This is a genomic window from Pseudomonadota bacterium (genome assembly GCA_034189865.1).
In the GTDB taxonomy this organism is placed as follows: domain Bacteria; phylum Pseudomonadota; class Gammaproteobacteria; order UBA5335; family UBA5335; genus JAXHTV01.
Genome location: JAXHTV010000001.1, coordinates 159829 through 174303 on the forward strand (window position 1 = coordinate 159829; position 14475 = coordinate 174303).

The window sequence follows — 14475 nt, forward strand, 5'->3', positions numbered from 1 at the left end:
TCGTGGATCAAACATCCGTCATCAAGACGTATAATCGACTGGCCTCCACCTACGACCATTTATTCAGCCCGATCTTCAATCCGGGCCGCAAACGCGTGGTGGACCGCATGGCCTGCCAACCGTCGGATCGGGTCTTGGAAGTGGGCGTCGGAACCGGCATGTCGTTGCCCTACTACCCCTCCGATACGCGGGTGTCCGGCATCGATCTTTCCGAAAATATGCTGGAACGTGCTCGACAGCGCGTTGCGCGGGAACAACTGCGTAACGTCGATCTGCGTATCATGGACGCCCAGCAGCTTGACTACCCGGACAACTATTTCGACAAAGTCACCGCGATGTACGTCGCCTCGGTGGTGCCCGATCCGGCACGCATGGTCTCCGAGATGAAGCGGGTGTGTCGCCCTGGGGGCGACTTGTTCATCGTCAATCACTTCAGTCACAGCAACGGGTTTGTCCGAACTTTGGAGAACATCACCTCCATTGTCACGCCCTTTTTTGGGTTTACCTCGGTGTTTCCGCTGGACAAATTTCTGGAAGCGGCGAACTTCCAGCATTTCGAGATCGAGCCCGTTAATCTGTTCGGCTACTGGCTGCTTATTCACGCCGAGAACGAGTGACCCGAAACCCGAAACGGATTGAGTACGCGCTGTGAACTACCCAATGACAGAACCCACGACTTATTTCGGCAACGCCGGGTACCCAAGGGCCTTGCACACCAAAACCCTCGACTGGATCTCACCCTGAGTAGATCAATTTCATGGGTACCTTATTCGTCACCTTAGGCGGTTTACTGGCATTTTTTCTCGGCTATCGGTACTACGCACGGTTCCTGGCAAGCCGCATTTTCAAACTGGACCCGGATTTCCGCACGCCAGCACATGAACTCCAAGACGGCATCGACTATGTGCCCACCAGCCGCTGGGTACTGTGGGGCCATCATTTTGCTTCAGTCGCCGGTGCCGCACCTATCATCGGCCCCGCCATCGCGATGATCTGGGGGTGGCTACCCGCCCTGTTGTGGGTGCTGTTCGGCACTGTATTTATTGCCGGAATTCACGACTTCGGAACACTGTGGGCTTCTGTCCGCAACAAAGGCCAATCGGTTGGCAGTATCGCCGCCTCCGTGATCAACCCCCGGGCCCGCAGTCTTTTCCTACTGATTATTTTCTTCCTTATTCTCATCGTAAATGCCGTGTTCGCCGTGGCGATCGGAACGCTGTTCACAAAGTTCCCCTCCAGCGTTCTGCCCTATTGGCTGCAAATTCCGGTCGCCATGGCGATCGGATGGCTGGTTTACCGGCGCGGCGTGGATATCGTCTTGCCGGCGCTGGGCGCGCTTGTGTTGCTGCTGGGTTTTGTTTTTCTCGGCAGTGCGGTGCCGCTCAGCCTGCCCGCATCATGGCTCGGACTGCCGTCCACCGCGTGGTGGGTACTGATCATGCTGGCGTATTGTTCGTTCGCGTCCCGCCTCCCGGTCTGGCTTTTGCTCCAGCCGCGCGATTTTATCAACTCCCATCTGTTGTTTTTCTGCCTGGCCGTGCTGTATCTGGGGCTATTCGTCGGCCGTCCGGACTTTGTCGCACCGGCATTCAACAGGGCCGTACCGGCAGATGCCCCACCGCTTCTGCCGTTATTGTTCGTCACCATCGCCTGTGGCGCGATTTCCGGATTTCACGGCCTGGTCAGCTCCGGCACCTCATCGAAACAACTCGACAAAGAAACCGATGCCCGCTTGGTGGGATATTTGGGCTCCATTGGAGAAGGCTTGCTGGCCTTGATCGCCATTATGGCCACAGCGGCCGGCTTGGCCTCCACCGATGCATGGCAAAGCCACTACGGCAGCTGGGCGGAGGCCAGTACGGGCGGAATCGCGGTTTTCGTCACCGGCGCGGGCAATCTGCTTAGCCATCTCGGCATCGCACCGGCGATTGGCACGACGCTGGTGGCCACAATGGTGGTCGCCTTTGCGGCCACGTCGCTGGATACGTCCATGCGACTGCAGCGGTTTATCCTCAAAGAGATCGGAACCGAGTACCGAATGCCGGCACTGCAGAACACCAACATTGCCACGGCTATCTGTTTTTTTGCGTGCTTGGCACTGGCCTTCCTCGCCGACCCCAGCAACCCCGGTGCGGGCGGTATGGTCCTCTGGCCGCTATTCGGAACGACCAACCAGCTAACCGCTGCCCTGTCGCTGTTGATTCTGACCCTGCTGTTACATCGTCTTCGTCGGGGCTATATTTATTCCTTAATACCCTTTGTGTTGGTCGCCACGATGACGCTCTGGAGTATGGTTTTCAATATTCGCGCCTACCTGTCCGCCGGAAATTACCTGCTGGTGAGCATTGGGGGAATCATATTCGCACTGAACGTTTGGCTGCTGCTTGAGGGGTTCGGGGCCGCTAGACGCGCGCGGTCTCAAGCACCAGCAGCGCAAGATTTATCGTAACCGGTGCCGGGAAGCCTACTGAGATCATCGATGTTTCGGTCCCTGCCGAGCCAGATCGGATACGCAATACAGTGATCTGCGATAATCCGCGTAACAGCTCGCCCCCGTTCGACTCGTTACGGAGGCAAGAATCGGCCCACATAGGCCCAACTGAGGACGCTTAGTACTGTCCGATTATCGAAATCGTGCTGACGTAAACCGTGATCAACCACTCTAGGGCCTCCCTCTGGTGGCGACGGCTCCACCGTCTGAGCCATCTATACCGGGAACTTTACTACGCCCCCCACCGCCGGATGCTGGCCCGCCAGAACCGGCAGCAAGCCGATCTCTTTCGGCTACTGATTTCCATGGAAACCCTTGGCTTGCCCAATCCCGCCGCCTTTTACACATTGGAACTCACGCCTTTTCTGTTGGAAGATTTTCATGACTGGCATCGACGCATGGGCATGGAGAAATCGCCCCTGGAGGGCTACCGGTGCTGTTGAACTGGAAGCGCCGGGCCACCAAGCCCAACGCGACGGGCAATCCCCATTGGATTCGTTTTTTTGGCGGCAAAGGCGGGGTGGGGAAAACCACGTGTAGTAGTGCCTACGCCCTTTCGATGGCAGGGGCGGGCCATCGAACGCTGCTGGTTTCCACCGATCCGGCCCACTCCTTAAGCGACCTGCTAGAACACGCGCTGAGGGGACAGCCGCAGCAAGTAACCCAAAACCTTTGGGCATTTGAACTCGACCCCCATAGCGCAGCGCTCAGGTATCTGTCGGAAGTAAAGCGTAATATCAGTGCACTGGCTGCGCCGGAACTCCTGAAGGAAGCGCACCGGCAGGTGGATTTGGCCGCACACTCACCCGGAGCGGAAGAGCTCGCGTTGTTTGAGGAATTGGTCAGCACCCTGCTTGATGTCGCACCGGCTTACGATGGCGTGGTCTTCGACACCGCACCGACAGGCCATACGCTCCATTTGCTCGCCCTACCCGAACTGATGCAAGCCTGGGTAGATGGTCTGTTAGCCCGGCGCCTCCAAGCGCACGCCGTATGGTCGGACACCGGGCAAGGTCAATCCCCCAAGCTCGATCAAGCGCAACAAATTCTCAATCGCCGGCAGCACAGGTTTGACCGCGTCAGGCACTTGCTGATGGATCCCGAACGCTGTTCTTTCACGTTTGTGATGAACGCGGATCGTTTGTCCATGGCCGAGACGGAACGTGCCATGAAAACGCTGCGCCAAAACCACGTTCCGCTTGGCGGTGTCATCATCAATCGCACGACGCCCGCCAGCGAGCACAGCGCCTTGATGACTGCTCGCCGCACGGTCGAAGCAGGCTATATTGAGGCGACCCGCAAACGATTGGGTCGGTATACCGACGTGTATGTCATCCCCATGGCGAGCAGCGAAGTTCAGGGCTTAAGCAATCTGCGCGATCTCGGCGCCACTTTGAACAACCAAGGACTGGGCCCCAGCCAGACGAAACGATAACTAAGCGAGGAGACAGGCACATGTTTGAAAATGACGTATTAGCCCAAAAACGCATTCTGATCACCGGCGGCGGAACAGGCCTCGGGAAGGAAATGGCTGAGGAATACCTACGCCTGGGCGCCGATGTCTACATTTGCGGGCGACGCAAAAATGTGCTGGATGCGACCGCCGAACAACTGATGAACAAGCATGGCGGCTCAGTTAAAACCTTTGCGGTGGATATTCGCCAAGCCGATCGGGTCGATGCCATGATCGAGGAAATTTGGGAAGACGGCCCGCTCACCGGTTTGGTTAATAACGCCGCCGGCAATTTCCTCAGCCGCACCAAGGATCTCTCGCCGCGGGGTTTCGATGCGATCGCCAACACCGTTTTACATGGCACGTTCTATGTTACGCATGCCGTCGGCAGACGATGGATCGAAGGCGGCCACAGAGGTTCCATTATTTCCATCGTGGTTACTTGGGTATGGACCGGTTCACCCTTCGTCGTTCCCTCTGCGATGTCGAAAGCTGGAATTGATGTGATGACCAAATCCCTGGCGGTCGAGTGGGGTCCGCACGGCATTCGCCTCAATGCCATCGCACCTGGCCCGTTCCCCACAGAAGGGGCTTCCACCCGCCTCAGCCCGGGCATGGATAAGTCGGGGATGTTTGCCGGCGCCGGTGCCATGACGCCCTTGGGTCGGACCGGTGAGATGCAAGAACTCAAGAACTTGGCCACTTTTCTTATGGCCGACGGATGCGAGTACCTCACCGGACAGACCATCGCCATTGATGGTGCCGGTTATCTCGCCAACGGTGGCGGTTTCAACCAATTAAGAAATCTGTCCGACCGGGATTGGGACAAGATACGCGACATGATTAAGTCGCAAAATGAGCGCGATAAATCGCAACGATCGGTATAAAGAAAACCGTAGCCCGTCCGTCGAGCAAGGCGAGATAGCAAACCTGGCGACGCAAGTGGCCGTACCCAGGCCGTCGAATGGTTCAATACAGCCCCGAACGCGACCGCCAATCTCATTCAAAGGAATCGCATGACAAATCCCTTACTGCAGCAGGGACGGCCCGTTAGGACTTCTTCACGGGCCGCTTCCAGCCGTCGACGGTCCTTTGCTTAGTGCTCGAAAGGGTGAGTTTGTTCGCCGGTGCATCCTTGCGAATAGTGGACCCCGCACCGATATTGGCCCCGGCGCCAACCGTGACAGGGGCCACCAGCTCGGTGCCCGAACCAATGAAAGCACCGTCTCCAATTTCAGTCTGGTGTTTCCGGGCGCCATCGTAGTTACAGGTGATGGTACCCGCACCGATATTAACGTACTGGCCGACACGGGCATCACCCACATAGCTCAAGTGACTGATTTTGCTACCTTTGCCGACGGTGGATTGTTTTACTTCGACAAAATTACCCACATGGACGTGATCCGCCAAGTCTGCGCCCGGCCGCAGGCGGGCATACGGCCCAATCCTTGCTTCCGATCCAATGGTCGCGCCATCCAAATGACTGAAAGGCAGTACCTCTGTACAGGCTCCAATACGACAATCTCGGATCACACAATGCGCACCCACATGCACCCCATCCTCCAAGATCACCGTACCTTCAAAGACCGCGTTGACGTCGATCACCACATCCCGACCGCAGCGCAACTCCCCACGGACATCGAACCGCGAGGGGTCCATCAACGTCACGCCGTCATTGAGAAATCGCTCAGCCAAACGCAATTGATACGCGCGTTCCACCGCGGCCAGCTGCGAGCGATCGTTGACACCCAATACTTCCGAAGAATTTTCCGCCGCCTGGCTTTGAATAGGCCTGCCTTCGTCAGCCGCCATACCGACCACATCAGTCAGGTAATACTCGCGCTGCGCGTTCCCGCGCCCCAATTTTCCGATCAACGCTCGGAGTAACGCGGCAGGACAGGCCAAAAGACCGGTATTCACTTCAGGAATACGGCGTTGCTCCTCGTTCGCGTCCTTCTCTTCCACAATGCCGACGATTCGTTTTGTGGCGTCGCGGACGATGCGACCGTAGCCGGCAGGATTTTCCGGCCGGGTGGTGAGTAGGCTCAAATCACGATCACCGGCCTGAACGAGGGCGGAAAGGGTATCGGGCGTGACCAAAGGAACGTCCCCATACAAGACCAAAACGGAGGCATCGTCGGGAATCAAAGGCAGCGCCTGGGCAACAGCATGACCGGTTCCGAGTTGTTCTTTCTGCTCAACCCATGTGAAACCACAATCTGCGAAACGCCGGCGCACACTCTCGGCCCCGTGTCCGACCACCACACAGATTTGCTCGGGATTGAGTGCACTTGCCGTCTCAACCACGTGCGCAAGAAGAGGACGCCCTGCCAGCGGATGTAACACCTTGGGCAACGCCCCATTCATCCGGGTGCCCTTGCCGGCGGCGAGAATGACGACAGATAACGATGAAGCCATAGGAGGGCTAGAGACCTAATCAGGCAGTTAACGAGCCTCTATTATACGCAGCCGACCCCGCAAACGTGGCCGAAACAAAAAAGCCTGCAACGTGCGGGCTTTTAAGTGAAAGGCTAGCGTCGTATTTTTTTGAGACGCTCAAGCATCTGAAGTTTGGCGATCGACTCGGCGAGCTCGGTTTGCACCATCGTATAGTCGACATCCGCGTGCTTCTGATCGAGCGCTTCCTCGGCTCGCTTCTTCGCTTCCAATGCAGCAGCCTCATCAAGATCATGCGCCCGTGTAGCGGTATCCGCTAACACGGTGACCTTGTGCGGCTGGACCTCAAGCAGCCCGCCGGAGACGAAAAAATAGTTTTCTTCGCCGCGCTCATCACGAACCCGGACTTCACCCGGCCGCATTCTCGTTAACAACGGTGCGTGGCGAGGCGCGATGCCAACATCGCCCTCTGTCGCCGGCGCGATCACCATTTGGGCAGCGCCGGAATAGATCTCGCCCTCGGCGCTGACGATGTCGACATGAATTTGACTCATACTCTAAATACCTTTCGCCGGGCCGCACCGAGAATGCGATTCGAAAACGTCCCTTGAGGCGTACGGAAAACCTGATGGTACCGGCTCTTCATCAGCTAGCCACGCCAGTGGCCTTGAAGAAAACAAGCCGGTTATCTTCTCATCAAAGATTTTTCGCTTTCTCCACCGCCTCTTCCACGCTACCGACCATATAGAAGGCCTGTTCCGGCAATGAGTCGTACTCGCCATCCAAAATGCCTCGGAAACTGGCGATCGTATCCTTAAGCGAGACGTACTTGCCGGGAGAACCGGTGAACACCTCAGCCACGAAAAATGGCTGAGAAAGGAATCGTTGGATCTTGCGGGCCCGCGCCACGATGAGCTTGTCTTCTTCCGAAAGCTCGTCCATACCGAGAATCGCAATGATATCGCGCAGTTCTTTATACCGCTGCAACACGTTCTGCACGCCACGGGCCACGTTGTAGTGCTCTTCGCCAACGACCAACGGGTCGAGCTGACGCGAAGTGGAATCCAGCGGATCCACGGCCGGGTAAATACCGAGCTCCGCAATTTGCCGCGACAACACCACGGTAGCGTCCAAGTGTGCAAAGGTCGTGGCGGGCGAAGGGTCTGTCAAGTCGTCCGCGGGCACGTAAACCGCTTGGATCGAAGTAATGGAGCCGGTCTTGGTCGAAGTAATACGCTCCTGCAACTGCCCCATTTCTTCCGCCAGGGTCGGCTGATAACCCACCGCGGAAGGCATCCGGCCGAGCAACGCGGATACTTCTGTTCCGGCCAGGGTGTAGCGGTAGATGTTGTCTACAAACAACAACACGTCCCGGCCTTCGTCACGGAAATATTCGGCCATGGTCAAGCCGGTCAGGGCCACACGCAAACGGTTGCCTGGGGGCTCGTTCATCTGCCCGTAAACCAGCGAGACCTTGTCGAGAACGTTGGAGTCCTTCATTTCGTGGTAGAAGTCGTTCCCCTCACGAGTACGCTCCCCTACACCGGCAAACACCGAATATCCACTGTGCTCGATGGCGATGTTACGGATCAATTCCATCATATTGACGGTCTTACCGACGCCGGCGCCGCCGAACAAACCAACCTTGCCACCTTTGGCGAACGGGCAAAGCAGATCGATCACCTTAATACCCGTTTCGAGCAGCTCCTGACCGCCAGCCTGCTCCTCATAGGAAGGCGCCTTGCGATGGATCGCCCACCGATGTTCAGTTTCAACGGGCCCAGCTTCATCTACTGGCTCACCCAAGACGTCCATAATCCGCCCCAGAGTCGGCTTGCCAACCGGGACGGAGATCGGTGCGCCCGTGTCTCGTACCGCCACCCCGCGTTGCAGACCGTCGCTCGAGCCCATCGCGATGGTTCTTACAACACCATCGCCCAACTGCTGCTGAACCTCTAGCACGAGGTTACGGTCTTCTACGACCAAAGCGTTGTGAACGGCGGGAATGCTGTCACGCGGGAACTCCACGTCGACAACCGCACCAATAATCTGAACAATCTTTCCGGAGCTCATGCTTACTGTTCCCCTAAAGGCATCAAGCCGCTTCTTTCCCTTTTGGAATCCGCGAGTTGCATTCGGTAATGGCCGATATGATGATCCGTCAGCTTACTGCCGCGGCACCACCGATAATTTCAGAAAGTTCCTGCGTAATCGCAGCTTGCCGTGCCTTGTTATACACAAGTTGGAGGCTACGGATAATCTCACCGGCGTTGTCGCTCGCACTTTTCATGGCAACCATTCGTGCCGCCATTTCACAAGCCACGTTCTCAACAACCGCCTGGTATACCTGCGATTCGACGTAGCGCATCAATACGTCATCCAACAACCCTTCGGCACTCGGCTCGTAGATGTAATCCCAATTATCGAGCATGGCCTCTTCGACCACCGGCTCGACGGGAAGAACCTTACGGACTTCCGGCCGCTGGGTCATGGTGTTCACGAAAAAGTTTTGAACCAAGAATAAACGGTCGATCTCTTCATTACGGTACGCGTCCAACATGACCTTAATGGAACCCACTAAGTCATCAAGATGCGGCGCGTCGCCCAAATGCGTGTTTTGCGCGACGATGCGTCCGCCAACACGCCTAAAAAACGACACACCCTTACTACCGAACACGCACACATCGATTTCGACGTCCCGATCCGCCCATTCTTTCATCGCTGCCGCAGCTGTTTTGAACAGGTTGACGTTGAGGCCGCCGCACAAACCGCGGTCCGTCGAAACCAGGATAAACCCGACTCGTTTGACGTTTTCGCGCTCTACTAGGAACGGATGCCGGTATTCAGGATTCGCTTCGGCAAGATGGCCAATCACGTCTCTCATGCGCTCGGCATAAGGACGGGTCGCAGCCATTTGCTCCTGTGCTTTACGCATTTTGCTCGCCGCGACCATTTCCATGGCTTTGGTGATTTTCTGCGTATTTTGAATACTGCGAATCTGAGTTCGGATTTCTTTCGCGCCAGCCATGGGATCTCCTACTCGTCAAACAACCGATCAATCACCAAGTCCCATTGGCCTTGAAATCCTCAACGACTTTACGAAGCCCATCGGCGATCTCATCGTTGTAGTCGCCCGTGCTGTCAATCTGGCCCAGCAAATCTGAGAAATTCGATTTCGCATGATCTTGGAGGGCGCGCTCGAAGCCTCCGACCTGCTTGACATCCAGATCGTCGAGATAGCCTTCGTTAACCGCAAACAGAGACAACGCCATCAATGAAATCGATAGCGGATCGTACTGTTTCTGTTTCATCAACTCAGTCACACGCTGACCGCGGTCGAGCTGTTTCCGCGTCGCTTCGTCCAGGTCCGAGGCGAACTGCGCAAATGCAGCCAACTCACGATACTGAGCGAGGGCAAGACGAACACCGCCACCAAGCTTTTTGATGATCTTGGTCTGCGCCGCGCCGCCGACACGGGACACCGACAATCCGGCGTTGATAGCCGGCCGAATGCCCGCGTTGAACAAATCCGACTCCAGATAGATCTGACCGTCGGTAATGGAAATCACGTTGGTAGGAACGAAAGCCGATACGTCACCGGCTTGGGTTTCGATAATCGGCAACGCAGTCAATGAGCCAGTTTGCCCTTTTACTTCCCCGTTGGTGATGTTCTCGATGTGCGCCGCATTGACGCGAGCTGCACGCTCTAGCAAGCGGGAATGCAGGTAGAAAACGTCCCCGGGGTAGGCTTCACGGCCGGGCGGACGCCGAAGTAAGAGCGAAATCTGGCGATAGGCCCACGCTTGCTTGGTCAAGTCATCATAGACAATCAGAGCATCTTCGCCACGATCGCGGAAGTACTCGCCCATGGCGCAACCAGAATACGCTGAGATATATTGCATCGCAGCCGGATCGGATGCCGTCGCCGCAACCACGATCGTATGGTCCATGGCGCCGTGTTCTTCCAACTTACGCACCACCGAGGCGATACTCGATGCCTTCTGCCCGATCGCAACGTAAATGCACTTAACTCCGGTGCCTTTTTGATTGATGATGGCATCAATGGCAACGGCGGTTTTTCCTGTCTGGCGGTCGCCAATAATCAATTCACGCTGGCCACGGCCGACCGGGACCATGGCGTCGATTGACTTCAGGCCGGTTTGGACCGGCTGTGACACGGACTGTCGCGCAATAACGCCGGGAGCGACCTTCTCGATTGGGGAGGTAATTTTTGATTCCACCTCACCCTTGCCGTCAATACCCTGCCCAAGCGCATTGACGACTCGACCCAAGAGGGCCTCTCCGACGGGGACCTCGAGGATTCGGCCGGTGCATCGAACCGTGTCACCTTCACGAATATGCTCATAGGCACCAAGCACCACGGCGCCGACTGAGTCCCGCTCGAGGTTGAGCGCCAAGCCGAAGACGCCACCGGGAAACTCCAACATTTCGCCCTGCAGTGCGTCGGCCAAGCCGTGAATCCGACAGATTCCGTCCGCCACACTCACCACGGTACCTTCGGCCCGAGCCTCGGCGACGACTTCGAAATTCTCTATGCGCTGCTTGATTAGCTCGCTAATTTCGGAAGGATTGAGTTGCATCATGCTACCTCATCAATGAACCAGAGCGCCGGACAATCTATCCAGCTTGCTGCGTACGGACCCGTCGATTACTAAGTCACCCGCTCGGATCACGGCACCCCCGAGCAGATTTTCGTCTACGGAACTAGTCAGTCTGACCTCACGTCCAAGCTTATCTTTAAGTGCCTGGGCGAGCTTGGCGCTTTGCTGTTCTTGCAGCGGGACCGCCGAACAGATGTCGACGTCGATCGTGCCTTCCGCCTCAGCTCTCAGCACTTCGTAGATTTCAGCAATCACTGAAATCAATTTAAGACGGCGGTTTACGAGCAACAGTCTGACAAAGTTCAGACCGTCCGCACCCAATTGTTCGCCGATCGCCGACTGGATCACGCCTTGAACGACATCGCGTCCGTAACGAGGATCGTCGATCAACCGAGCCAAATCGTCGTTACCCACCAATTGGGCCAACAAATCAAGCCGCTCCGACCACGCCCCGAAGTTTCCGGCATCACGCGCTAGCTGAAAAATGGCCTTGGCGTAAGGTCGTGCCAAAGTTGTCTGTTCAGACATACGGCACCCACCTAGACCTGAGATACGAGATCGTCGATTAGGCGCTCGTGACTCGCCGCGTCGACCTCCCGCTCGAGGATACGGCCGGCAGCGGTCACCGCAAGCGTCGCGACCTCTTTACGGAGAGACTCTCGAGCCCGAACCCGTTCTTGCTCGATCTCGGATTGCGCGGCGGTAATCAGGCGCTCACCCTCGGATCGCGCCTCAACCTTCGCCTGCTCGATGGTCTCGTTGCTGCGCTTGTTGGCTTGAGCCAGGATCTCAGAAGCCTGATCGCGGGCCGCGCGAAGAATCTTGTCCGCTTCGTCTCGCGCCTTATCCAATTGCTCCGACCCCTGCTCGGCAGCCGCAAGACCATCAGCAATTCGCTTTTGCCGATCCTGCATCGCCTGCGTAAGGGGCGGCCAGATAAATTTCATCATGAACCAAACGAACACCGCGAACGTGATCATTTGGCCAATTAAGGTTGCATTGATCCCCACGATCTAACCCCCGTTTATACTCTCCGTTGGTACCTTAGAGCCCAAGCGCAGCCAAGAACGGGTTAGCGAACATCATGAGAAGACCCATTGCAACGCCGATAATGGCCACGGCGTCCAAAAGACCGGCGATGATAAACATGCGGGTTTGGAGCATACCCGCCAATTCAGGCTGACGAGCTACACCTTCAAGGAACTTGCCACCCAGCAGTCCGAAACCAATCGCGGTTCCAATGGCGGCGAGACCGAAGATAAGACCAACGGTCAAAGCGGTGTTGGCTTGGATCTGGGCAATCAGGGCTTCCATCGTTCCTCCTAATAGACAAAAACGAGTATTTACAAATTAGTGGGATTCGTACGCCATCGCCAAATAGACGATAGTGAGCGTCATAAAAATAAAGGCTTGCAGCGGTACGACCAGGATGTGAAAAATCGCCCACGCACCGCCGGGAATAAATTGGGCCCAAGCGGGTAGCAGCGCGATCAACACAAAAATGAGCTCTCCAGCGTACAAGTTGCCAAACAACCGGAGCGCGAGAGACAAGGGCTTGGCGAGCAGCTCAACGATATTCAACACGACGTTGAAAGGAATCAACCACTTACCAAATGGGTGGAACAAGATTTCCTTGGCGAACCCACCGACGCCTTTGCCCATAAAGCTATAAACGAATATCAACAGAAAGACCGATAGCGAGAGAGCGAAGGTAGCGCTCATGTCGGCCGAAGGGACAGGGCGGAAATACTCGACACCGAACATGCCTGCAATAAGAGGCAATAGATCGACCGGAACCAAGTCCATGGTATTCCACAGCAATACCCAGCAGAAAACCGTCAAGGCCAACGGTGCAATCAGCTTACTGTCAGCATGGAAAGTCTCTGCGACGACGCCATCTACGAATTCGATAACCGACTCGACAAAGTTCTGCAGCCCGCCCGGCACCCCGGACGTTGCGCGCGCGGCGGCGACTCGGAATAGCGCGACAAACATGACTCCCAAGGTGATCGAAACCAGAAGGGTATCGATGTTGAAGGTCCAAAAACCTTCGCCGACGCTCCAACCGGTGAGATGGTGCGTCACGTATTCTTGAGGTGAATGACCCGCCTCAGCTGCCATGCAAAAAGCCCTTACTTTTGCTTACGTTTGTCGATTGGGGTCGATTCGGAGTCGCCCCAGAGCAGTGAAAACCAGTAAATACTGGTCGCCGCCATGTAAGTCAGAATGAGCGCCACGAACTGCTCGTGAAAGTAGCGAATCGCCACAATGAACAGGGCAATAGTAACTACCCACTTCATCGCTTCACCCCGCACCAATGCTGAGAGCAGTTGGTCGGGGGGAGCGCCGGGACTCGGGGAAAACAATCGCAGAGCAAAATAGCCACTTGCGATAACGTTGATTCCGCCTCCGGCCAGCGCTGCCAGCGCGTTTCTCACATCCCAGACAAAAAAAAACGCCGTCGCGGCAGCCAAAGACACTCCGATCTGCCACAACAGGATCCGACCTACTATGGTTTTAGTCATAACCGACTAATCGTGCCTAGGCCTACGCCTGCGTCGCCGGCGATCTGGGCTGACCTCATTCAAAGGCGCCGCAAGTATATAGAGTTGGAGGTTGAGGGTCAACGCTCTGTGACGGCGAATCATTTTAGATGACGAATGATGCCGTCCAGCTCATCGAGCGAGTGGTAATGAATCACCACTTTGCCCTTCCCCTCGCGGTGCTGGAGAGTGACCCGCGCGCCGAGACATTCAGACAACTCCTCTTGCAAACGAGCCACATCCGCGTCGACGCGCTCTGACCTTGAATCGGCTCCTTTCTTCTGCGGTGGATCGATTGTCGCTCGAACCAGCTTTTCGGTCTGACGAACAGTCAGACCACGGTCCACCACCGCCTTCGCGGCCTCGGACTGCGCTCGACCATTCAAACCCAACAACGCCCGCGCATGGCCCATTTCGAGCTCGCGGTTCTGAAGGCGCTCCTTCACATCTGAGTTCAACTCGATCAGCCGCATCAGGTTAGTCACGGTCGCGCGGGAGCGACCGACCGCATCGGCGACCTGTTGATGCGTTAACTCAAATTCGTGGCGCAGCCGATCCAACGCCTGCGCCTCCTCCATGGGACTGAGGTCTTCACGTTGAATGTTTTCTATGAGAGCAATGGCCGTAGCCGCGCGGTCGGAGACTTCCCGCACAACGCATGGCACGGTCGCCAGCCCGGCCAATTGAGCCGCCCGCCATCGCCGCTCGCCAGCGATGATTTCATAACGATCCGCCCCTAAAGCGCGAACGACGATCGGCTGCACAATGCCTTGGGCTCTGATCGACTCAGCCAACTCTTCGAGTGCTGCCTGGCTCATCACCTGACGCGGCTGATGAGGCCCTGGAGACAAGAATTCGATGGGTAGGTGCTGTAAGCGCTCCGCGCCTCCAGGGGCTTCGCCTTTGCCGGGCACGGTGCCCAGCAGCGAATCCAGCCCTCGCCCCAGCCCTCTCTTTTTTACCGACATC

General features: G+C 56.6%; 16 protein-coding genes. 5 read left to right on the plus strand and 11 right to left on the minus strand.

The genetic code is table 11. From position 1 onward, the window contains the following. Window positions 1-2 precede the first annotated feature (2 nt). The 5 genes from SVU69_00760 to SVU69_00780 all read left to right on the plus strand — a co-directional run bounded on the left by SVU69_00760 (window position 3) and on the right by SVU69_00780 (window position 4831). Entirely contained in the window at window positions 3-617 is a 615-nt protein-coding gene (locus SVU69_00760; protein MDY6941525.1) for a class I SAM-dependent methyltransferase, read from the plus strand. 140 nt (window positions 618-757) lie between these two features. Beyond that, complete coding sequence (locus SVU69_00765; GenBank protein MDY6941526.1) at window positions 758-2449, plus strand: carbon starvation protein A; 1692 nt, start codon at window positions 758-760, stop codon at window positions 2447-2449. 200 nt (window positions 2450-2649) lie between these two features. Then, a complete protein-coding gene (locus tag SVU69_00770; protein MDY6941527.1) occupies window positions 2650-2934 on the plus strand; it encodes a cory-CC-star protein in 285 nt (94 codons plus the stop codon). Next, window positions 2925-3926, plus strand: a complete 1002-nt coding sequence (locus tag SVU69_00775; GenBank protein MDY6941528.1) for an ArsA family ATPase — start codon at window positions 2925-2927, stop codon at window positions 3924-3926. Before SVU69_00770 ends, SVU69_00775 begins: the two co-directional genes overlap by 10 nt. Window positions 3927-3946: 20 nt before the next feature. Further along, on the plus strand, window positions 3947-4831 hold the full coding sequence (locus tag SVU69_00780) for an SDR family oxidoreductase (protein MDY6941529.1): 885 nt from the start codon (window positions 3947-3949) through the stop codon (window positions 4829-4831). Between the two features lie 163 nt (window positions 4832-4994). Here SVU69_00780 and glmU read toward each other — a convergent pair whose 3' ends face one another. From glmU to SVU69_00835, 11 genes are all read right to left on the minus strand, one after another. After that, a complete protein-coding gene (gene glmU / locus SVU69_00785) occupies window positions 4995-6362 on the minus strand; it encodes a bifunctional UDP-N-acetylglucosamine diphosphorylase/glucosamine-1-phosphate N-acetyltransferase GlmU (protein ID MDY6941530.1) in 1368 nt (455 codons plus the stop codon). A gap of 113 nt (window positions 6363-6475) precedes the next feature. Then, the gene (locus SVU69_00790; GenBank protein ID MDY6941531.1) at window positions 6476-6895 is read right to left on the minus strand and encodes a F0F1 ATP synthase subunit epsilon; all 420 of its coding nucleotides are present in this window, start codon (window positions 6893-6895) and stop codon (window positions 6476-6478) included. Window positions 6896-7037: 142 nt separating this feature from the next. Next, on the minus strand, window positions 7038-8414 hold the full coding sequence (gene atpD, locus SVU69_00795) for a F0F1 ATP synthase subunit beta (GenBank protein MDY6941532.1): 1377 nt from the start codon (window positions 8412-8414) through the stop codon (window positions 7038-7040). Window positions 8415-8502: 88 nt separating this feature from the next. Continuing rightward, complete coding sequence (gene atpG, locus SVU69_00800) at window positions 8503-9369, minus strand: F0F1 ATP synthase subunit gamma (protein ID MDY6941533.1); 867 nt, start codon at window positions 9367-9369, stop codon at window positions 8503-8505. A 31-nt stretch (window positions 9370-9400) separates the two neighbouring features. Continuing rightward, window positions 9401-10942 carry a F0F1 ATP synthase subunit alpha gene (gene atpA, locus SVU69_00805; protein MDY6941534.1) on the minus strand — a complete coding sequence of 514 codons (1542 nt, stop codon included), beginning with the start codon at window positions 10940-10942 and terminating at the stop codon, window positions 9401-9403. 12 nt (window positions 10943-10954) lie between these two features. Continuing rightward, window positions 10955-11491: a F0F1 ATP synthase subunit delta gene (locus SVU69_00810; protein MDY6941535.1), complete on the minus strand. Its 537-nt coding sequence runs from the start codon at window positions 11489-11491 to the stop codon at window positions 10955-10957. An 11-nt stretch (window positions 11492-11502) separates the two neighbouring features. Continuing rightward, complete coding sequence (locus SVU69_00815) at window positions 11503-11973, minus strand: F0F1 ATP synthase subunit B (GenBank protein ID MDY6941536.1); 471 nt, start codon at window positions 11971-11973, stop codon at window positions 11503-11505. A gap of 34 nt (window positions 11974-12007) precedes the next feature. Further along, window positions 12008-12277 carry a F0F1 ATP synthase subunit C gene (gene atpE, locus SVU69_00820; GenBank protein ID MDY6941537.1) on the minus strand — a complete coding sequence of 90 codons (270 nt, stop codon included), beginning with the start codon at window positions 12275-12277 and terminating at the stop codon, window positions 12008-12010. Window positions 12278-12313: 36 nt separating this feature from the next. Then, window positions 12314-13084 (minus strand): F0F1 ATP synthase subunit A, encoded by a 771-nt coding sequence (gene atpB / locus SVU69_00825; GenBank protein MDY6941538.1) that lies wholly within the window; start codon window positions 13082-13084, stop codon window positions 12314-12316. Window positions 13085-13095: 11 nt separating this feature from the next. Continuing rightward, window positions 13096-13488, minus strand: a complete 393-nt coding sequence (locus SVU69_00830) for an ATP synthase subunit I (GenBank protein MDY6941539.1) — start codon at window positions 13486-13488, stop codon at window positions 13096-13098. Between the two features lie 119 nt (window positions 13489-13607). Beyond that, the gene (locus SVU69_00835; protein MDY6941540.1) at window positions 13608-14474 is read right to left on the minus strand and encodes a ParB/RepB/Spo0J family partition protein; all 867 of its coding nucleotides are present in this window, start codon (window positions 14472-14474) and stop codon (window positions 13608-13610) included. Window position 14475 lies beyond the last annotated feature (1 nt).

What these genes read in the sequence shown, in the direction of transcription:
- SVU69_00835 (MDY6941540.1), bottom strand. Translation starts at nt 14,474, where the DNA reads ATGTCGGTAAAAAAGAGAGGGCTGGGGCGAGGGCTGGATTCGCTGCTG.
- SVU69_00790 (MDY6941531.1), bottom strand. Translation starts at nt 6,895, where the DNA reads ATGAGTCAAATTCATGTCGACATCGTCAGCGCCGAGGGCGAGATCTAT.
- SVU69_00830 (MDY6941539.1), bottom strand. Translation starts at nt 13,488, where the DNA reads ATGACTAAAACCATAGTAGGTCGGATCCTGTTGTGGCAGATCGGAGTG.
- atpE (MDY6941537.1), bottom strand. Translation starts at nt 12,277, where the DNA reads ATGGAAGCCCTGATTGCCCAGATCCAAGCCAACACCGCTTTGACCGTT.
- atpD (MDY6941532.1), bottom strand. Translation starts at nt 8,414, where the DNA reads ATGAGCTCCGGAAAGATTGTTCAGATTATTGGTGCGGTTGTCGACGTG.
- atpB (MDY6941538.1), bottom strand. Translation starts at nt 13,084, where the DNA reads ATGGCAGCTGAGGCGGGTCATTCACCTCAAGAATACGTGACGCACCAT.
- SVU69_00765 (MDY6941526.1), top strand. Translation starts at nt 758, where the DNA reads ATGGGTACCTTATTCGTCACCTTAGGCGGTTTACTGGCATTTTTTCTC.
- atpA (MDY6941534.1), bottom strand. Translation starts at nt 10,942, where the DNA reads ATGCAACTCAATCCTTCCGAAATTAGCGAGCTAATCAAGCAGCGCATA.
- glmU (MDY6941530.1), bottom strand. Translation starts at nt 6,362, where the DNA reads ATGGCTTCATCGTTATCTGTCGTCATTCTCGCCGCCGGCAAGGGCACC.
- SVU69_00810 (MDY6941535.1), bottom strand. Translation starts at nt 11,491, where the DNA reads ATGTCTGAACAGACAACTTTGGCACGACCTTACGCCAAGGCCATTTTT.
- SVU69_00780 (MDY6941529.1), top strand. Translation starts at nt 3,947, where the DNA reads ATGTTTGAAAATGACGTATTAGCCCAAAAACGCATTCTGATCACCGGC.
- atpG (MDY6941533.1), bottom strand. Translation starts at nt 9,369, where the DNA reads ATGGCTGGCGCGAAAGAAATCCGAACTCAGATTCGCAGTATTCAAAAT.